Origin of the sequence: Pseudomonas sp. ef1 (genome assembly GCF_007293365.2) — a bacterium.
Lineage (GTDB): Bacteria > Pseudomonadota > Gammaproteobacteria > Pseudomonadales > Pseudomonadaceae > Aquipseudomonas > Aquipseudomonas siliginis.
Genome location: NZ_CM129815.1, coordinates 5,206,642 through 5,225,393, shown reverse-complemented (window position 1 = coordinate 5,225,393; position 18,752 = coordinate 5,206,642). Strand labels below are relative to the sequence as shown.

At 61.1% G+C, this 18,752-nt stretch carries 20 protein-coding genes; 13 read left to right on the top strand and 7 right to left on the bottom strand.

All coding sequences use genetic code 11. The features are described from left to right. The first annotated feature begins 3 nt into the window (after positions 1 to 3). Genes FEE99_RS23800 through FEE99_RS23780 form a run of 5 tightly spaced genes read left to right on the top strand, consistent with a single transcriptional unit; the run spans position 4 to position 4,590 of the window. On the top strand, positions 4 to 933 hold the full coding sequence (locus FEE99_RS23800; protein ID WP_041478375.1) for a hypothetical protein: 930 nt from the start codon (positions 4 to 6) through the stop codon (positions 931 to 933). 3 nt (positions 934 to 936) lie between these two features. Then, positions 937 to 2,700 carry an integrase catalytic domain-containing protein gene (locus FEE99_RS23795; protein ID WP_041478498.1) on the top strand — a complete coding sequence of 588 codons (1,764 nt, stop codon included), beginning with the start codon at positions 937 to 939 and terminating at the stop codon, positions 2,698 to 2,700. Further along, positions 2,700 to 3,881, top strand: coding sequence for an ExeA family protein (locus tag FEE99_RS23790; RefSeq protein WP_143979062.1), 1,182 nt, complete (start codon positions 2,700 to 2,702; stop codon positions 3,879 to 3,881). The genes FEE99_RS23795 and FEE99_RS23790 overlap by 1 nt, the downstream gene beginning before the upstream one ends. A 1-nt stretch (position 3,882) precedes the next feature. Further along, positions 3,883 to 4,197: a hypothetical protein gene (locus tag FEE99_RS23785; protein ID WP_237143785.1), complete on the top strand. Its 315-nt coding sequence runs from the start codon at positions 3,883 to 3,885 to the stop codon at positions 4,195 to 4,197. 30 nt (positions 4,198 to 4,227) lie between these two features. Then, positions 4,228 to 4,590 (top strand): Mor transcription activator family protein, encoded by a 363-nt coding sequence (locus FEE99_RS23780; protein WP_041478379.1) that lies wholly within the window; start codon positions 4,228 to 4,230, stop codon positions 4,588 to 4,590. Between the two features lie 239 nt (positions 4,591 to 4,829). Here the strand turns inward: FEE99_RS23780 and FEE99_RS23775 are convergent, their stop codons facing one another. Then, positions 4,830 to 5,867 (bottom strand): patatin-like phospholipase family protein, encoded by a 1,038-nt coding sequence (locus tag FEE99_RS23775; protein ID WP_041478381.1) that lies wholly within the window; start codon positions 5,865 to 5,867, stop codon positions 4,830 to 4,832. A gap of 214 nt (positions 5,868 to 6,081) precedes the next feature. Between FEE99_RS23775 and FEE99_RS23770 the strand changes: the two genes are divergently transcribed. From FEE99_RS23770 to FEE99_RS23760, 3 genes are all read left to right on the top strand, one after another. Continuing rightward, positions 6,082 to 6,360 (top strand): hypothetical protein, encoded by a 279-nt coding sequence (locus tag FEE99_RS23770; RefSeq protein ID WP_016770894.1) that lies wholly within the window; start codon positions 6,082 to 6,084, stop codon positions 6,358 to 6,360. Positions 6,361 to 6,470: 110 nt separating this feature from the next. Then, positions 6,471 to 7,229: a CHAD domain-containing protein gene (locus FEE99_RS23765; RefSeq protein ID WP_041478383.1), complete on the top strand. Its 759-nt coding sequence runs from the start codon at positions 6,471 to 6,473 to the stop codon at positions 7,227 to 7,229. Between the two features lie 233 nt (positions 7,230 to 7,462). Beyond that, positions 7,463 to 8,257, top strand: coding sequence for an acyl-CoA thioesterase (locus FEE99_RS23760; RefSeq protein WP_041478384.1), 795 nt, complete (start codon positions 7,463 to 7,465; stop codon positions 8,255 to 8,257). Position 8,258: 1 nt separating this feature from the next. Here FEE99_RS23760 and FEE99_RS23755 read toward each other — a convergent pair whose 3' ends face one another. The 3 genes from FEE99_RS23755 to FEE99_RS23745 form a co-directional block, all read right to left on the bottom strand. Continuing rightward, entirely contained in the window at positions 8,259 to 8,624 is a 366-nt protein-coding gene (locus tag FEE99_RS23755) for an Mpo1-like protein (protein ID WP_041478386.1), read from the bottom strand. 202 nt (positions 8,625 to 8,826) lie between these two features. Next, positions 8,827 to 10,308 (bottom strand): methyl-accepting chemotaxis protein, encoded by a 1,482-nt coding sequence (locus FEE99_RS23750; protein ID WP_041478387.1) that lies wholly within the window; start codon positions 10,306 to 10,308, stop codon positions 8,827 to 8,829. A 176-nt stretch (positions 10,309 to 10,484) separates the two neighbouring features. Further along, positions 10,485 to 11,291 carry a TatD family hydrolase gene (locus FEE99_RS23745; RefSeq protein ID WP_041478389.1) on the bottom strand — a complete coding sequence of 269 codons (807 nt, stop codon included), beginning with the start codon at positions 11,289 to 11,291 and terminating at the stop codon, positions 10,485 to 10,487. 234 nt (positions 11,292 to 11,525) lie between these two features. Here FEE99_RS23745 and FEE99_RS23740 point away from each other — a divergent pair, with 234 nt between their 5' ends. The 3 genes from FEE99_RS23740 to FEE99_RS23730 all read left to right on the top strand — a co-directional run bounded on the left by FEE99_RS23740 (position 11,526) and on the right by FEE99_RS23730 (position 14,053). Further along, the gene (locus FEE99_RS23740) at positions 11,526 to 12,947 is read left to right on the top strand and encodes an MltF family protein (RefSeq protein ID WP_041478391.1); all 1,422 of its coding nucleotides are present in this window, start codon (positions 11,526 to 11,528) and stop codon (positions 12,945 to 12,947) included. A gap of 113 nt (positions 12,948 to 13,060) precedes the next feature. Beyond that, a complete protein-coding gene (locus FEE99_RS23735) occupies positions 13,061 to 13,495 on the top strand; it encodes a DoxX family protein (RefSeq protein WP_039759946.1) in 435 nt (144 codons plus the stop codon). Positions 13,496 to 13,744: 249 nt separating this feature from the next. Further along, entirely contained in the window at positions 13,745 to 14,053 is a 309-nt protein-coding gene (locus FEE99_RS23730; RefSeq protein ID WP_041478394.1) for a hypothetical protein, read from the top strand. A 6-nt stretch (positions 14,054 to 14,059) separates the two neighbouring features. Here FEE99_RS23730 and greB read toward each other — a convergent pair whose 3' ends face one another. Genes greB through FEE99_RS23715 form a run of 3 tightly spaced genes read right to left on the bottom strand, consistent with a single transcriptional unit; the run spans position 14,060 to position 17,779 of the window. Continuing rightward, positions 14,060 to 14,557, bottom strand: a complete 498-nt coding sequence (gene greB, locus FEE99_RS23725) for a transcription elongation factor GreB (RefSeq protein WP_041478396.1) — start codon at positions 14,555 to 14,557, stop codon at positions 14,060 to 14,062. A gap of 34 nt (positions 14,558 to 14,591) precedes the next feature. Beyond that, the gene (locus FEE99_RS23720; protein ID WP_041478398.1) at positions 14,592 to 17,096 is read right to left on the bottom strand and encodes an ABC transporter permease; all 2,505 of its coding nucleotides are present in this window, start codon (positions 17,094 to 17,096) and stop codon (positions 14,592 to 14,594) included. After that, entirely contained in the window at positions 17,096 to 17,779 is a 684-nt protein-coding gene (locus tag FEE99_RS23715; protein ID WP_016770883.1) for an ABC transporter ATP-binding protein, read from the bottom strand. The genes FEE99_RS23720 and FEE99_RS23715 overlap by 1 nt, the downstream gene beginning before the upstream one ends. A gap of 10 nt (positions 17,780 to 17,789) precedes the next feature. Between FEE99_RS23715 and FEE99_RS23710 the strand changes: the two genes are divergently transcribed. Together FEE99_RS23710 and FEE99_RS23705 are read left to right on the top strand one after the other, a co-directional pair. Beyond that, complete coding sequence (locus FEE99_RS23710; protein WP_041478400.1) at positions 17,790 to 18,395, top strand: arylesterase; 606 nt, start codon at positions 17,790 to 17,792, stop codon at positions 18,393 to 18,395. A gap of 57 nt (positions 18,396 to 18,452) precedes the next feature. Next, positions 18,453 to 18,746 (top strand): hypothetical protein, encoded by a 294-nt coding sequence (locus FEE99_RS23705; protein WP_016770881.1) that lies wholly within the window; start codon positions 18,453 to 18,455, stop codon positions 18,744 to 18,746. The last annotated feature ends 6 nt before the right edge of the window (positions 18,747 to 18,752 follow it).

Below are 18,752 nucleotides of genomic sequence, written 5' to 3'. Positions count from 1 at the left end.
TGTATGGCACGGAGCAAGGGTAATTGCGCGCAGGCGCTGGAGTTGCCGGCGCTGGATGGTGAGCGGCTGACGGCGGATCAGAATGCGATGGCGTCGTTGCAGGCAATGCACGGCGCTGAGCGTGATGTAGTGAATCAGTTGTTGGGCCAGTCGCAGATGGCGGGTGCGCTGGAGGCGTTTTCCCGCACGGTGCGGATTTCGAAGTTGGCGTTTGTGAAGGAAAACAAGCTGTACCGGGCGTTGGCGGGTACTAAAAGTCCGCACGGTGCGCAGGTGTTGAGCGGCACGTGGGAGGACTTTTGCGGGTTGTTGGGCCGCTCGGTGGATCAGGTGGACCGCGATATTGCGAATGTGCGGGCCTTCGGTGAGGAGGCGCTTGAGTCGATGTCGCGCATGGGGATTGGTTATCGCGAGTTGCGTCAGTACCGCCAGTTGCCGCAGGACCAGCAGGCGGCGCTGGTTGAGGTGGCCAAGGCTGGCGACAAGGAGGCGTTTGTTGAGTTGGCTGAAGAAATTATTGCCCGGCATGCGCAAGAGAAAGCGGCACTGGGACGACGCCTTGAAGAGACGACGGCGGATTATTCAGCGCAAAGCGAGTTGATGGCGAAGAAGTCTTCGGAGCTGGATGACGCACGCCAGGCACTGGAGCGCTCGCGCCAGCAGGTGCAGGCGATGCCGGCCGATGAGGTGGCGAAGGCGTTGCGGGCTGAGGTGACGGCGATCGGTTTTGAGGTGGAGGCCTTTGTGTTGGGCCCGCTGCGTGAGGGGTTTGCGAAGTTGGCGGCGCTGGCGGCTGACGGTGAGGATCATCGGGCTTTTCAGGCGGGATTGGTTGGACAGTTGGAAGTGACGCTGGGCACGGTTCGCAGTGAGTTCAATTTGCTGAGTGCGGCTAACGGCAACGCGGCTTGGCTGACGGCTGCGGAGGCTTGAATGATGAATCCTGTACAGGTGCAGCAGTTGTTGGAAATTGCCCGTCGGTTGGATGCGGCGGTGCATGGCGAGCGTACGGCTATTTATGAGGCCGGCGCGGCTGCGTTGGGGGTGTCGCTTTCGACGCTGCAACGGCAGTTGCGGTCGGTGCGTGTGACGAAGCCGCGCAAACGCCGAGAGGATGCGGGTAGCAGCGTTTTACCTATTGAGGAAGCCCGACTGATTTCGGCGCTGTTGTTGGAGTCGATCCGGGCCAATAACAAGCAGTTGTCGACGATTATGCGAGCGGTCGAACGCTTGCGTAGTAATGGCTTGATCAAGGCCGGTCGCGTGGATGAGGTGACGGGTGTGTTTCAACCGCTGAGCCGCAGTTCGATTTGCCGAGCGTTGCACACTTATAAGTTGCATCCCTCGCAGTTGTTGCAGGACGCGCCGGCGGTGTCGTTGGCGAGTTTGCATCCCAATCATGTGTGGCAGGTGGATGCGTCGATTTCGACGCAGTTCTATTTGGCCGATGACGGCGCGCAGGTGATGCACAAGGCTGAGTTTTACGACGGCAAGCCGGCGAATTTGAAGCGGATCGAGCGCCAGCGTTTGTGGCGTTATGTGGTGACCGATCATACGAGCGGGACGCTGTATGTGGAGTATGTGTTGGGCGCCGAGTCGGCGGAGAATTTGTGCAATGTGTTGATCAATGCCATGCAGAAGCGCGGCGCGACGGACCCTTTCCACGGTGTGCCGTGGATCCTGATGACGGACCCTGGCGCCGCGATGACGAGCGGCATTTTCCGCAATCTGTGCCGGGTGCTGTCGATTGATTTGGTGATCAATCGGGTTGGCAATGCCCGCGCCAAGGGCCAGGTTGAGCAGGCTCATAATTTGGTGGAGCGCGAGTTTGAGAGTGCATTGAAGTTTCAGCCGGCCAAGACGCTGGAGCAAATCAATACGTGGGCGTCGCGGTGGATGCAGTTCTTTAATTCGACGTCGATCCATACCCGCACGCGGCGCAGTCGCTATGGCGTTTGGCAGCTGATTACGCCAGAGCAGTTGCGCTTGGCGCCGAGTGTTGAGGTGTGCCGTGAGTTGGCGGTGTGCACGCCGGAGCGTCGCAAGGTGAGTAATTTGCTGCGGGTGTCGTTCCGTGGCGCGTCGTTTGATGTGAGTTCGGTGCCGGATGTGATGGTTGGGGAGACGCTGCTGATTACGCGCAATTGCTGGCGGGATAAGGATTCGGCGATTGCGGTGTTGGTGGGTGATGACGGGCGTGAGCATTTCCATGTGATCGAACGAATTGGCGTGGATGCGTTTGGCTTCGCTGATTCGTCGGCGGTGATCGGCCAGCAGTTCAAGCGCCACGCGGATACGCCTGCGCAGGTGTCGCGCAAGGTGTTGGAGCAACTGGCGACGGAGACGAGTTGCGAGGCGGATGCGCAGGCGGCGCGCAAGGCGAAGGCTGTGCCGTTCGGTGGGCGGATCGATCCGCACAAGTATGTGAGTGACACGGTGCTGCCGGCTTATCTGCCACGCCGTGGTTCGACGTTGCATGTGGATGCGCCGACGGTTGAGGTGGTGCCTTTGAGTGTGGTCGAGGCGGCGAAACGGCTTCGGCCGAAGTTGGGCCAGTTGTGGTCGCCGCAGTCTTACGGCTGGTTGTTGGAGCGCTTTCCTGAGGGGGTGCCGGAGGATGAGCTTGAGGCAGTTGAGGCTGAGTTGAGACGGCCTGTCGAGGTCAGGTGCAGGCCGCTCAGTTCGGTTGGGGGTGTGTGATGTTGAAGTTGAAAGGGATTTTGCAGGATGTGGGCAAGCCGCAGGAGGCGTTGGCGCAGTCGTTGGGTGTGAGCAGTGCGGCGGTGGCGCAGTTGGTGAATCACAATTTGTGGCCTCGCCGTTTGGAGGGTGAGGTGTTGCGTGGCCGGATTCGCGCTTTTTTATCAGCCTCTGGTGTTAACGATGCCGCGATTGCTGGCGCGTTTGATGAGGCGGATGCGCTTGTTCTGAAGCCTGTTGCCAAGCCCTGTGTGAATGTTGTGTCCAAGGAGGACGATTCGATGTTGTTGCCCAAGCAAACGCTCCAACCCGCGACGCGCAAGGCGTTCGGTTTGTTTCGTGACCCGTTCGATGAGTTGCAGAGCGCCGAGGATATGTGGGTAAGCCCGGATATTCGGTATGTGCGGGAGGCGATGTATCAGACGGCGCGCCACGGTGGCTTTTTGGCGATTGAGGGGGAATCGGGTGCCGGCAAAAGTACGCTTCGCCGCGATCTGGTGAATCGCCTTGCGCAGAACAATGATGCGGTGTTGGTCATTGAGCCGTATGTGTTGGCGTCCGAGGATAACGATACGAAGGGCAAGTCACTGAAGAGTACGCATATCGCCGAGTCGATGATGGCGGCGGTGGCACCGCTGGCGAAACCGAAGAGCAGTCCCGAGGCGCGGTTTGCTCAGTTGCATCGAGCGCTGAAGGAGTCGCATGCGGCCGGGTATCGCCATTGTCTGGTGATTGAGGAGGCGCATAGTTTGCCGGTGCCGACGCTCAAGCACTTGAAGCGGATTCTGGAGTTGGAGGTGGGGTTCACGAAGTTGGTGAGCATCATCATGATCGGCCAGCCGGAGTTGGGGGTGAAGTTGAGCGAGCGCAATGCGGATGTGCGTGAGGTGGTGCAGCGCTGTGAGCGGGTGACGCTGGCGCCGGTGGATCGGTCGCGGTTGAAGGAGTTTCTGACGTTTCGGTTTGAACGGGTGGGCAAGGCGCTGGCCGATGTGATGGATGACGGGGCTGTGGATGCGATCGTGGCGCGGCTGTCTCAGCCGACTCGGCATGGTGGGCGCGATGGGTCTGTTTCGCTGCTGTATCCCTTGGCCATCGGCAATCTGTTGATTGCGGCGATGAATCTGGCGGTGCAGTTGGGTGTGCCGAAGGTGTCCGCTGATGTGGTCAAGGGGGTGTGATGTGGGGACTTTGAATCTGTCAGGCGGTTTGAAGCGTGAGCCGCTGAGTATTTTGGCTGAGGGGTTTCCGATCATGCTTTCGGCTTTCAATGAGCTGGTGCGGGAGTTGCGCGGCGCTGGAATCGAGGTCAGGGAGCAGTTGCTGTTGGATAATCAGGTGGAGATTGAGGCGGTCAGCGCGGATTTGTTTGTGGAGCGGTTTGGTGATCGGTTCAGAGGCGTTCGCTACTCGTCTGCGGGGCGGTTCACTCGTAATTCGGTGAATGTGCGCGGGGTGGATGTGGTTTGGCTCTCTTCGATCAGGGAGCAGCAGTGATGCGCGGCCTTGAGGATGCGGCGGTGCGGTATGGGTGATTTGCGCAGTAAGGGGCCGGAGTTGTTGGTCGATCTGACTGAGCATGTGGCGGCGTCGTTGGTTGAGTTGGTGTCGATGGAGGGTGACGCGGCGCGGCATGTGGCTCAGGAGGTGGCCGATCGGATGGCGGCGCACTGGGGTGGGCAGAATGTGTATTTCCCGATGGGGCTGGCGGGTAAGTTGAGCCGGCGCGATCGGAAGATCTTCGAGGAGTTCACTGGGACGAATCATAGTGATCTGGCGAGGAAGTATGCGGTGTCGCTGCAGTGGATCTACAAGATCGTGAAGGCGGTCAGGAAGGATGAGGTGGCGCGCCGCCAAGTCGATATGTTCGCCCCGTCGGTCGAGGACTGACGGGGCGTTTTTCATTGCAGTGGGTGCAAGGGAATTGCAGGAGGTGTCCCGGTTTGTGCCAGAGTGGCCCGGCTTATGTCGGGATTACCTCGGTTATGGGGTGTGGTTTTGGTCAGGCGTTAACAGCTGATCTGACGCCTTCGCGAGCAGGCTCGCTCCCACAGGGGAATGCATTTCAAATGTGGGAGCGAGCCTGCTCGCGAAGAGGCCATCAAATACTCCGAAAAATCCGGATCAGTTCAACCCTGCTCCTGCTCATACCGATCCAGCGTATCACTGGCAATCTCCCGCCCCAGCGCGATCAACTCCGGCGCCTTGTAGAACTCGAAAAACCGGCACACCCGCTTCGGCACGTTGATCAGGATATCCGGCGGATACCCGGCAATCTTGTACTGCGCCAGTGAGGTCTGCATCACCTCGAAACTCTGGTTGATCAAATCCAGCAGCGACGCCGGCCCGACGTTATCGATGATGAACGAACCGGTAGCGGATTTCGGTGCGCCTTCGCGTTCCGGGGCGGCCGCCGGTTGCTGGCTTTCCGGTTCGACGCCCTCGAGCCACGGATTGATCTCCGCCGCCTCGGCGCGCAAGGCTTCCTGTTCCAGCTTCAACAATTGCTCGGCCTGTTTACGGCGGAACGGCAACTTCGAACCCATGGATTTGATCAGACTGTCGAAGCGCGAACGGAACGCCGCCGGCCGCTCGATCACCGGCAACTTGTACTGCCGCTGATTGGTGGCGTTGAGGTTGACTGCGATGATCAGGTCGCAATGGCTCGACACCACCGGAACGATCGGCAACGGATTGAGAATGCCGCCGTCGACCAGCATGCGGTTGCCCTGCATCACCGGGGTAAACAGGCTGGGAATCGCCGCCGAGGCGCGCATGGCCTGATGCAGACAGCCTTCCTGAAACCAGATTTCCTGCTGATTGGTCAGGTCGGCGGCGACGGCGGTGTAGGGGATGCGCAGGTCTTCGATGTTGATCTCGCCGACGATCTTGCGAATCTGCCCGAAGACCTTTTCGCCGCGAATCGCGCCGAGACGGAAACTCACATCGACCAGACGCAGCACGTCGAGGTAATCAAGGCTTTCGATCCAGCGCCGGTACTCATCCAGTTTGCCGGCGGCATAGATCCCGCCGACCACCGCGCCCATCGAACAACCGGCAATGCAGGCGATGTCGTAGCCGCGTCTTTCAATTTCTTCGATAACGCCGATATGGGCATAGCCCCGGGCGCCACCGGAGCCCAGCACCAGTGCGACACGCTTTTTCATCAAACTTCCTCCGGACAAGCCTGCACAATGCACGCATCGGCCAAGCGGCTCAATCGCCAAGGTCGTTGCGCGAAGCGGTGACGTCGTTTTTCGTTCGCGGCGCACGCTTGCGCGCTATGCTCTGCGCCACGTGGTTTGACCGGTCAGCGAGGCACTTTTTCACCGCTTGACCGTCTTACCTGCACGACTGTTGACCTACCTTGAGGTGTGAGTGATGAAAGCCTGGATCTGTGTACCGTTGATGGCTCTGGTTCTGGCCGGTTGCGCCGGCAAAACCGCGTACCGCGACAGCTGCGGCAGCCAACTCGACGCGGCCTGGCACGAACTGGACCTGGCCAAGGCTGAAGGCTTCGCTGGCACCGTCAGCTATTCCAAAGCGCTGTCGCTGCTGACCGCCGCCAAGACCCAGCAACAATTCGAAGGCTTCGAAGGCTGCAGCAAAAAAGCCGAAAAAGCCCGCTTCTACATTCGCGAGTCCCGCGCAGGACGTTAACAGCAGCTGCAAGTTTCTAGCTGCAAGCCGCAAGCTTTGAAGCAATCACATTCAGCTTGAAGCTTGAAGCTTGTAGCTAGAAGCTTGTAGCTGTCTACGGAGTAGACCCCATGATCGATCGCTTGGTGGCTCATGTGTTGAGCCTGGATGTGCGGCTACTGGCATGTCAGGCGCGCTTGACTGCGCGCACTGATCCCGAAGCGCTGCATGATTTGCGCACCACGGTGCGGCGCTTGCGCAGTCTGTTGCGGCCGTTGCGCGGGTTGCCGGGTGTCGAGCAACTGGAGGCGGCGGCGTCTGCGGTGGGCGAGTTGACCACACCGTGGCGTGATCGCGAAGTGCTCGCGGCGTATCTGCTCGAGCATGATCAGCCCGAGGCTGCGCAGCGGCGTCTGGCGCAAATGGCCGAGGCGTATCCGGCGCTGGCGGCGAGTGCGGAAGTGGCTTCGTTGCTGATGATTCTTGACGCCTTTCCACGATTTTTGCGCGCGTCCCAGCGTCAGGGGCTGCTCAAGGATCTGGATAAACGCATCGAAAAACGCCTGGGCAAACAATGGCAGAAACTCGATGCGGCTCTGCACGATCCCGCCCATGACCGCCATCGCCTGCGCCTGCTGATCAAACGCGTGCGCTATGGTATCGAAGCCTACCCCGAACTGGATCGCTTGCCGAAGCCGGCTTACAAACGCTTGAAATCGGCGCAAGGCGCACTGGGCGACTGGCACGACTGCTGGCAATGGCTGGCGCGCGCCGAACAGGAGGCTGATCTGCAACCGTGTGTGGCCACCTGGCAGGCCGGGTTGATCAAGGCAGAGCTGAAGGCCGATCAAGTGCTGGAAAAGCTCAGCGCTACGTGTTTCAAATCCTGAAGCTTGCGCATCCCCTGTAGGAGCTGCCGAAGGCTGCGATCTTTTGATTTTGATTTGCAAACAGATCAAAAGATCGCAGCCTCGTTTCACTCGACAGCTCCTACAAGGGTTCTGCGGCGAAATCGAAAAGTGCCAAGGCCTATCTGTCAGCCCATTTGACCGGAATAGACGCTGCGCCGCCGCCCGGGGCTGGGTAAGATCCGCGCATTCCTTTCTCGTTTTCCGAGGTTGCCATGCGCTTTTGCGATCTGCTCGATGCTGTCCGCCAACAACCTGAAGTAATCATCCCCGCCGAATGGGGGCAGGGCCGCGCCAGTTTTGGCGGACTGGTGGCCGCGCTGCAATTTGAAGCCATGCGCGCCAGGGTGCCGACGGAGCGCCCGGTGCGTTCGCTGGCGATTACCTTTGTCGGCCCGGTCGAGCCGGAAGTGCCGGTGAGTTTCGAAGTCGACGTGCTGCGTGAAGGCAAAGCGGTCAGCCAGGTGTTGGGCCGCGCCATGCAAAATGGCCAAGTGGTGACGATCATTCAGGGCAGCTTCGGTGCCTCGCGGCCCTCGGAAGTCGCCGTCGAAGCCTACCCGGCGCCGACCATGAAACACTGGGACGAATGCCAGGAGCTGCCCTACATCAAAGGCGTGACCCCGGAATTCATGCGCCATCTGGCGATGCGCTGGAGCGTCGGCGGCATTCCGTTCTCCGGCACGGCCTCGCGCTTGATGGGCGGCTGGGTGCGGTTGCGTGGGGATGTCAAAGAGGAGCCGGTCAACGAGGCGCATCTGCTGGCGCTGGTGGATGCCTGGCCGCCGGCGCTGTTGCCGTATCTGAAGAAGCCGGCGCCGGGTAGCACGCTGACCTGGACCATCGAATTCGTGCAGCCCTTACATGACTTGAGCACGCTGGACTGGTGCCAATACCTGGCCGATATCGAATACGCGGCCGACGGTTACGGCCATGTCGCCGCGAAGTTGTGGAGCGCGAAAGGGGAGTTGATTGCCATGAGTCGGCAGACCGTGACGATCTTCGCCTGATTCAGTGCCGACGGTGGCGCTCACGCCAGGCGCGCCACCAGCCACCGCTGAGAAAGAACCGCGGAAAGGTCAGAAATTGCTCGACCAGCAAACGTGACACGGCATCTTTGCGATCACTGAACGGCTCGGAGGCTTGCGCCTCCAGGCCGTGACCGTGGCGCTGCAGACCCAGCGCCGCGACGATACCGATCACGCCGATGGCGACGCTGGCCAGGCTCAGACTGAACACTCCCGACACGATCAACAGAAACGCCACGATGAACAACGGCACGGCAATCAAGTGCAGGACCAGATTGGTCGGATGCTGATGATTGCCCGGGTAGGCGCGCCATTGCCATGCGGGAAGGTTGGGGTGACGTTTGCCCATGTTTGCTACTCCTCAGTCCATGTTGAACACATGCTTGAAGAATAGGCCCGGGCGCGGAGGGCGGCGAATCAAGGTTGGCTATTGAAGTGATAGCCGTCATCGCAGGATTCGATGTAGGTGCCTCTGACGCCTTCGCGAGCAGGCTCGCTCCCACATTGATTCTATGGCGCATGTGGGAGCGGGCTTGCCCGCGAAGAGGCCATCAGAGTTTCAACTGACCTATCGCCTTGTTAAGCGCCCCGGCCAGCGCCGCCAGCTCATTACTGGTGGTCGCAGAATCCACCGTCTGCTGCACGGTGTTCTCGGTAACGTCACGAATACTCACCACCGCGCGATTCATCTCCTCGGCAACCTGACTCTGCTGTTCCGCCGCCACGGCAATCTGCGTGTTGCTTTCGCGCATCTGCGCCACTGCCCCGGTGATTTCCGCCAGCGCCGCGCCAGCCTCCTGCGCCTGCTGCACGCAGTCGTCGGCCTTGTACGAACTCTCCTGCATGAAATCCACCGCATCGCGGGTGCCGGCCTGCAACGCGGCGATCATGCCGGTGATCTCGTCGGTGGACGCCTGCACGCGCTTGGCGAGGTTGCGCACTTCATCGGCGACCACGGCAAAGCCGCGACCCATCTCCCCGGCGCGCGCGGCTTCGATCGCCGCGTTGAGCGCGAGCAGATTGGTCTGTTCGGCGATGCTGTGAATCACGCTGACCACGCCGTTGATCTTCTGGCTGTCCTCGGCCAGGCGTTGAATCATTTCTGCCGTCTGCTGCACGCCGTTGGACAACCCGGCAATCGATTGCTGCACCCGCGCCACCACCTGCTGACCGCTGCCGGCGAGGCCATCGGCGGTTTTCGACAGATCGCGGGTGGCGCCGGCGTGTTGCGCGATGTGATAAACGGTGGCGGTCATTTCGTTGATCGCAGTGGCGGCCTGATCGGTCTCGCTTTGCTGGCCGAGCATGCCGTGGCGCACATCATTCATGCTCGAGGCCAGCCGCGCAGCACCGTCATCCAGTTGTCGCGCGGTGCTGGCAACGGTGGTCACGACGCGTTGATAACCGGCCTGCATGGCGTTGAAGGCATTGGCCATCTGCCCGACTTCGTCCCTGCCCACCAGCGGCACGCGAGCGGAGAGGTCGCCGGTTTTTTCAACGTGCAGCATCACGTCTTTCAACGTGTTGAGCTGGCTGAGCAGAAAGCGGATCAACAGTTGCGAGGCGCCGAGCATCGCCAGCATCAGGACGAAGACCGCCAGCGCATAGTTGGCGAAACGCTCGCTGAACACCTGGCTCAGGCTCGGGGCATAGGCGATGACCGCCACTTGCTCGCCGTCGGCACGGCTGAACACTTCGGCGCCGATCAACGGATTCTCGCCAAACAGCGGCATTTCATTGATGGCGTTCCAGCCGTTGCTGCCGCTGATTTCCAGTAGCGGTTGATCGTTGAGACGCGGCACTTCACCGCGCTTGAAGGTCAGCACCTGAGCGGACTTGGGCAACGGTTGCCCGAGCGGCCAGGCCTTGAGCAACTGCGCCTGCGCTTGCGCGGATGCCTGCGCGGCGTGGCTGCGGGCCTGCTGTTCGAGATGTACGGCGTACAGTACGAGCAGCAGGGTGGTGACAAAGGCGACCGCATTGACCGCCCAGAATTTGTATTTCAGCGAGATGTTGCTAAGCCAGGCACCCATGGAGGTCTTCTCTGATAGCGGAAACAGTTTTGGCAAGGTGCCATTATTGTGCCGCTATGCAGAAAACCATTTTTTGATGCGGATCAACAGATCAAAAGATCGCAGCCTTCGGCAGCTCCTACATTGGCACGGCGTACATTCTGTAGGAGCTGCCGAAGGCTGCGATCTTTTGCGTTTTACACCAACGTCGGAAGATTAAAAAAAGCCCGGGCACACGCGGTGGTATGTGCGGCCAGCGCTTCCTCGGTCTCGCCGCGATGCAACGCCACCTCGCGCAGCACTTCGCTCAGATACGCCGGTTCGTTGCGACCGTTTTTCGGCTTCGGCCGCAACGTGCGCGGCAGCAGATACGGCGCGTCGCTTTCCAGCATCAGCCGTCCCGCTTTGATCTCTTTGACCAGCGGATGCAGATGCGTGCCCCGGCGTTCGTCGCAGATCCAGCCGGTGATGCCGATGTGCAGATCCAGATCGAGGTAGCTGAACAAAGCCTTTTGCTCGCCAGTGAAGCAGTGCACCACCGCCGCCGGCAGTTGATCGCGGAAATCCTTGAGGATCTCCAGCAGGCGCTGACTGGCATCGCGCTCATGCAGGAACACCGGCAATTGCAGCTCCACAGCCAGCGCCAGATGTTCTTCCAGGACCTTTTCCTGTTGCGGGCGCGGGGAGAAGTCGCGGTTGAAATCCAGCCCGCATTCGCCCACCGCGACGACGTTGGATTCGTTCAACAGACTGCGCAGACGACGGGCGCTGTCAGCGTTCCAGTCGCTGGCCGAATGGGGGTGAATACCGGCGGTGGCGAACAGCCGTTGGCCGCTCTCATCCAGTTGCTGGCACAGTTCCAGCGCCTGCTCGCTACCCTCGACGCTTGTGCCGGTCAGCACCAATTGGCAGACGCCGGCGGCGTAGGCGCGGTCGAGCACGGCCTGGTGTTTGTCGGCGAAACTGGGGTTGGTCAGGTTGACGCCGATATCGATGAGTTGCATGGTGCTACCTCGGGCCGAAGGCCGGAAAGCATATCAGAGCTGTAGATTTATAAGAAAAGCCAAGAACTACAAAGACTTATGGCTGTCTGTTGAGGCCGCGAAGGACTCCGGGGTGGCGACGATGCCATCGCTGTGCCAGTCTCTCGCACTTTACCAGCGCTCACAGCGCTCTGTTTTCGTCGGTGATGTCGTCTTTTTTGCGACGAATAGCCCCGTATTCTTTTCGGAGAGTGGATGCATCGTCCCTCGGTTCTGCTGCTGTTGTGTGCTGCGCTGCTGCTGCCGATGACGGCGGTCGCGCGCCTGCCCGGGCCGCTGCAAGCCGTGCCGGCGAGCAAGGTTCGCGACCTTTCGGACATTCGCAGCAGCCGCGTGTTGCGGGTGTTGGTCAATCAGAGCCGCAACAGCTCCGGCGAGGTCCAGGGCCAGGCCATCGGTGTCGAGTACCACCGACTGCGCGCGTTCGAGCAATATCTCAACGGCCACGCCCGTGACGGTCAGGAAGTCACCCTCAAAATCATTCCCAAAGCCAAGGATCAATTGCTCGGCGCTTTGCAGCGCGGCGAAGGCGATATGGTCGCGCCCGGTGAATTGCTCGATCTGCCATCAGGCTATGCAGTGGCCAGCAGTGAGCCGATTGCCAGCAACGTGCCGCTGGTGCTGGTCGGGATCAAGGGCCAGCGCCGTTACACCAAGGTCGAGCAACTGTCCGGCAAGACCCTGGCCTTGCCCACCGGCAGTGCGGCGGGGGAGGTGGTCAGCCAGCTCAACCAGAAACTGGCGCTGCACAAACTGGCGCCGATCAATATCGAATGGGTCGATCCGACGCTGGCGGTCGAAGATGTGCTGGAGATGGTCCAGGGCGGGATTTTCCACCTGACCATTGTCGAGCAACCGATTGCCGAGCGTTGGGGCAAAATCCTGCCGAAGCTGCGTCTCGATCGGCAGCTGAGCCTCGGCGAGCCGGGCGAAGAACATTGGTTCGTGCGGCGCGATGCGTCGATGTTGCGCGCGAGCATCGATCGCTTCCTCACCGGTTACAAGAGACCGTCGGACGAAGACGCGGCGTTCCTGCGCATCTATCGACGCTTGTACCAGGTGCACAACCCGCTGGCCAAAGCCGATCGCCAGCGTCTGGAAAAACTCCGTCCGACCCTGCAGAAGCACGCCGATGCGCAGAACATGGACTGGCTTAACCTGGCGGCGCTGGCGTTCAAGGAATCGCGTCTGCAGCCCAACGCTCGCAGCGGCAGCGGCCCGACCGGGCTGATGCAGATCACCCCGTCCGCCGCGCAGCGGGTCGGCGTGAGCAATATCCAGAATCTCGATGCGAATGTGCAGGCCGGCGCCAAGTACCTGGCGATGATCCGCCGCAAGTTCTTCAGCAGCCCGAAACTCAACGAGCGTGAGCGCATGGCCTTCACCCTCGCCGCTTACAACATTGGCCCCGAGCGCGTGCAGGGCATGCGCGCGGAAGCCCGCCGCCGTGGCCTCAATCCCAACCAGTGGTTCTTCCAGGTCGAGCGCATTGCCATGGAGCAGGTGGGGATGGGCGCCGTCAGCTATGTTAATAGCGTGAACAAGTATTACCTGGCATTCGACCGGGAGCGAGAGTCGCTCGAGCCCCGGCAGCAGAAAGTGGTCACACGGAAATAATCTAACAATTCGATTGTTATGGCGAAATTTTTGCGCTTTAAACATGAAATAAACTGATTAATATAGCGACCAACCCAAACACACAAACACTTCTGCACAACAAGGAATGCACCATGAGCTCTCTGATCAACAAGGTTCTGTTCACCCGCGCCGGTTACGGCCTGACTGTCCTGCGCATTGCTGTCGGCGTGATCTTCGCCGCCCACGGTTCGCAGAAACTCTTTGGTCTGTTCGGTGGTTACGGCTTGGCCGGCACCGCACAATGGATGGAAAGCATTGGCCTGACCCCCGGCTACCTGATGGCCTCGCTGGCTGGCGGTACCGAGTTCTTCGCCGGTCTGGCGCTGATCATCGGCTTGCTGGTACGCCCGGCGGCACTGGGTCTGGCGTTCCTCTCGCTGGTGGCGATCTTCTCGGTGCACATCGGCAACGGTCTGTTCATGGCCAACAACGGTTACGAGTTCGCCCTGGCTTTGTTGGCCGGCAGCATTGCGGTCCTGATCGAAGGCGCCGGCAAGCTCTCGGCGGATCGCGCCATCGCCGGTTGAATGCTCTGGCTCAAGGCAAAGGCCCGCATTGCGCGGGCCTTTTTTTGTTGCGGGGGATTCTTGACACTGGTCGGTCACGTTCTCTAGGATGTTGCCCATGCGCCGATTTAAACAGCTACTTGCGGGGCGCCAGGTGACTTCTACAGTTACCGTCAGAAGCCGGAACAGGGCTTCGAAATACCGCTAAAGCGCTGGTTCGGTGTTGCCTCTCACCTGCCATGCAGACTTTTGAGGCAGAGACACGACACGATGAACGCACTACGCCCTCCAGCACGTCCCGCGCCGATCACGGCACATGTCACCCAGCGCAACCCGAAAATCCTTCTTGGCGGCAAACACCAGCCGACGCTGTTGCGTTATCTCGATGGCTGGCCACGTCGCAGCGGCGGTCCTGCCGCGTTCCTGATCCAGTTTGTCGATGACGGCGAGTCGCTGGCGCGTTTCGCTACGGACAGCTTCGATCTGGCGGTGATTCAGGCGCCGAGCGCAGAAGATGCGCCGGAGATGATCAAGCAACTGACCCGCGTTGCACGGCAGGGCCTGATCACTCGGCGCTGATCAGTCTTACGGGTATTCAATCGCAACGATGTAAACGAACTGCTCGCCGGTCGGCGTTTGCACCCGCACTTCCGCGTCGAGTGCCTTGCCGATCAGCGCGCGGGCCAGCGGCGAGTCGATGCTGATCAAGCCGAGTTTGAGGTCCAGTTCATCAGGGCCGACAATGCGGTAGCGCGACTGCTTGCCGTCTTCGTCTTCGATGGTCACCCAGGCGCCGAAATAGACCTTGTTTGGGGCGCTGGGTTTTTCGCTGACTACCTTGAGCGCTTCCAGGCGTTTGGTGAGAAAACGCACGCGACTGTCGATTTCGCGCAGCATCTTCTTGCCGTAGGTGTACTCGGCGTTTTCCGAACGATCGCCCTGCGCTGCCGCTTCACTCACAGCCTGGGTGACCTGCGGGCGACGCACATGCCACAACTCATGGAATTCGGCGCGCATCCGCGCTTCACCCTCGGGGGTGATCAGCGCGGTGCCGGCGGTGCGGGGAGGGCGATAACGACTCATGGCGACTTCTTGTGATTAAGACCGCTTGAGTCTATCAACCCTCGCGCAACACTGTCAGCGGGCTCGCATTCAGCGCCCGGCGCGTGCCGAACACACCGGCGCCACCAATCAGCGCGGCGCCAATCAGCGGCAGCACCAGCAGCCATGGATGTGGATGCCATGGCAGATCGAAGGCGAAGCGGTACAGCACCAGACTGACCACCTCCGAACCGATTGCCGCGAGCAGACCGCTGACCGCACCCAACAAACCGAATTCGATACGCCGCGCCTTGATCAGCAATTGCCGCTCGGCACCCAGCGCGCGTAACAGCGCACCCTGGCGGATGCGTTCATCCAGCGTCGCTTGCAGGCCGGAGAACAGCACCGCCATCCCCGCAGCCAGAACAAACAACAATACATATTCCACCGCCAGAGTGACCTGAGCGAGGATGCTACGCAGCTGTTCGAGCAACGCTTCGACCTGCAGGATGGTCACCGCCGGGAAGGTCCGCGACAACTCGACGATCTGCTGATCATGCCCCGGAGCCAGATAGAAACTGGTCAGGTAAGTCGCCGGCAGATCCTTCAAGGTACCGGGCTGGAAGATCATGAAGAAGTTCGGCTGGAAGTTGTCCCAGTTGATCTCGCGCAGGCTGGTGACCTTCGCTTCGCGATTGACGCCGCCGACGCTGAATACCATGTGATCGCCGAGTTTGAGTTTCAGGCTTTCGGCAACCTTGCCTTCCACCGAGACCCCCGGCACATCATCGGACGGCTGGCCGCTCCACCACGAGCCGGCGGTGAGCTTGTTGCCGGCCGGCAGATCCGCCGCCCAGGTCAGGCTCAAGTCACGCTGGATGGCGCGATCACCGGCCGAGTCCTTGCTGACGATCTGTTGTACCGCTTCGCCATTGATGCTGATCAACCGACCCGGCACCACCGGATACAACGGCGCCGCTTGCGCCGACACCTTGATCAGGTGATCGGCGAAAGCCTGTTTGTCCGCCGGGAGGATATTCAGCGCGAAGTAGTTCGGCGCGTTTTTCGGTAGCTGGTTTTGCCAGGTGTCGAGCAGTTCGCCGCGCAGCAGTGCGATCAGCGCCATCGACAGCAGGATCAGACCGAACGCCAGCGACTGCCCGGCCGCCGCCAATGGATGCCGCAACAACTGGCCAAGGCCCAGACGCCATGGCAACGAGGCGCGGGCCAGCATGCGGCGCAGGCTTTGCAGCAGCAACAACAGCAGGCCGCCCAGCACCAGCGCGGCGACTACGCCACCGCCAAGCAGGGCGAAGGTCAGCAGCAGGTCGAGGCTCAGACGCCACATGATCAGGCCCAGCGCACCCAGCGCCGCGCCGTAGACCATCCATGTGCTCGAGGGGATCGGCAGCATGTCGCGGCGCAACACCCGCAACGGTGGCACGCGACCCAGTGCAGCCAATGGCGGCAAGGCAAAACCCGCCAGCGCCACCAGCCCGGTGCCAATCCCGGCCATCGCCGGAAACAGCCCACCCGGTGGCACGTCACTTGGCAGCAAATCATGCAGCAACGCGAACAGCCCCAGTTGCGCCAGCCAGCCGAGCAGGGCGCCACTGATGGCGGCAATCAGGCCGAGCACGGTCAGTTGCAGGCTGAACAGCACCATGGTTTCCCGGCGCGACAAGCCGAGGCAGCGCAGCAAGGCACTGGCGTCGAAACGGCGACTGGCGAAACGATTGGCCGACAGCGCCACGGCCACGCCAGCCAACAACACCGCGACCAGACTGGCCATGTTCAGATAGCGCTCGGCCTTGCCCAGCGCACCGCCAATCTGCCGGTTACCGTCACGGGCATCCTGGATTCGTTGGTTTGCAGCGAGGCCCGGTTTGATCAGCTCGCGATAAGTTTCCAGCGCCTGCGGTTCGCCGCGCCACAGTTCGCGATAACTCACCCGGCTGCCCGGTTGCACCACGCCGGTGGCGGCGAGGTCCTCAAGATTGATCAACACCCGTGGCGTCAGGCTGTAGAAGTTGCCGGCGCGATCCGGCTCGTAGGTCAGCACGCGGGTCAGCTTGAGCGTCTTCATGCCGACGTCGATGCTGTCGCCGATCTTCAGATCCAGCGCGGTCAGCAGACGCGCCTCGACCCAGGCTTCACCGGGTTGCGGTTCGCCGCCGACTTCTTCATTGGCAAATGGCGCGGGCGCGCTTTTCAGCTCGCCGCGCAGAGGATACGCGCGGTCGACGGCTTTGATGCTGGATAACTGAATGCCATTGTCAGTGGCGATGACGCTGGAGAACTCCACCACTTGCGCATGATTCAGGCGCAGTTCGGTGCCGCTGCGGATTTGCTCCTCGCGGGCCGGCGAGCTGCCTTCAAGGACCAGATCGGCACCGAGAAACTCGGTAGCGCGCAGCATCATTGCGCCATTGAGGCGGGCGCCGAAATAGCCGATCGCGGTGCTTGCCGCGACGGCCACCACCAGCGCAAAGAACAACACGCGCAGCTCACCGGCGCGGGCATCGCGCATGAGCTGGCGCAGGGCAAGGCTGAACAGACGCAACAGCGGCAGACGTGCCATCAAGGCTCCAGAGGGGCGACCAGCAGCCCGGCTTCAAGACGGATCAGGCGCCGGCAGCGATGGGCCAGGCGTTCGTCGTGGGTCACCAGCACCAGGGTGGTGCCGCGTTCCTTGTTCAATTCGAACAGCAAGTCGCTGATGCGCTCACCGGTGTGGCTGTCGAGGTTGCCGGTCGGCTCGTCGGCGAACAGCACGTCCGGTTCGGCAGCGAAGGCGCGGGCGATGGCCACGCGTTGCTGTTCACCACCGGAGAGCTGGCGCGGCGAGTGGGTCAGGCGCTGGCCGAGGCCGACGCGCTGAAGCAATTGCGTGGCGCGCTCGCGGGCATCTTTGCGGCCGTCGAGTTCAAGCGGCAGCATGACGTTCTCCAGCGCATTGAGGCTGTCGAGCAACTGGAACGACTGGAAGACAAAACCGACGTGCTCGGCGCGGATTCGCGCGCGCTGGTCTTCGTCGAGATTGCTCAGGCCCTGGCCGGCGAGGGTGACTTCGCCGCTGCTGGGCAGGTCGAGGCCGGCGAGCAGGCCGAGCAGGGTGGATTTGCCGGAACCGGACGCGCCGACGATGGCCAGGCTGTCGCCCTTGTTCAGTTCCAGGCTGAGTTCGTGCAGGATAGTCAGTTCACCTTCCGCGCTAGGGACCACTTTGCTGAGGTTCTTCGCGGTGAGAATGCTTGCGCCCATGGAGAATCCGATGCGTGTATGGTTTTTGAGTGCTGGCCTGGCCTTGATGTGCATGGCCCAGAACGCAGCGGCGGGTACTGTCCTGATCGTTGGCGATAGTATCAGCGCCGGTTTCGGCCTGGATACCCGTCTGGGGTGGGTCTCGCTGCTCGAGCAGCGCCTCAAACAAGAGGGTTTCGACGATAAAGTGGTCAACGCCTCGATCAGTGGCGACACCAGTGCCGGAGGCCTGGCGCGGCTGCCGGCGCTGCTTGCAGAGCATAAGCCTGAGCTGGTAATCCTCGAGTTGGGTGGCAACGACGGCCTGCGCGGGATGCCGCCAGCGCAATTGCAACAAAATCTTGCTTCGATGATCGACAGCTCGCGGCAGAGCGGCGCGAAAGTGCTGCTGCTCGGCATGCAGTTGCCACCCAATTATGGCAAGCGCTACACCGATTCGTTCGCTGAGGTTTACGGCAAGCTCGCCGATGAAAAAAACATCCCGTTGGTGCCGTTTTTTCTCGAAGGTGTCGGTGGTCATCCGGACCTGATGCAAGCCGACGGTCTACACCCGGCGGCCGGGGCTCAGGGCAAGTTGCTGGAAAATGTCTGGCCGACGCTAAAACCGCTGTTATGAGGCTTTTCTAGAGGCAGGCTTTCGGCTAATGTGGCGCCCCCTAATTTGGAGCCCCCGATGCCGCGTCCTGCCTGGTCCCTGTTTGCCTACCAACTGATCGAGCCTGACGAGCAGCTGGATCTGTTCGCCTGCCAGGAAGTGCGGGTGCATCTGGTGACGCGTCAGCTGGAACTCGGTGGCTCTGCCGATCGCACGCTGTGCGGCACGCTGCTGCCAGCGCAACCGCGCTGGTCGAATGTTGATCGCCGGGTGTTCCAGGATCAGCGTCTGTGCTCGCTGTGCCGGGCGATTCTCGAATCGCAGAAGCGCGGTACGTCGCCGATCTGGCCTGAGCTTCGATTCGAACTTTAAGATCAA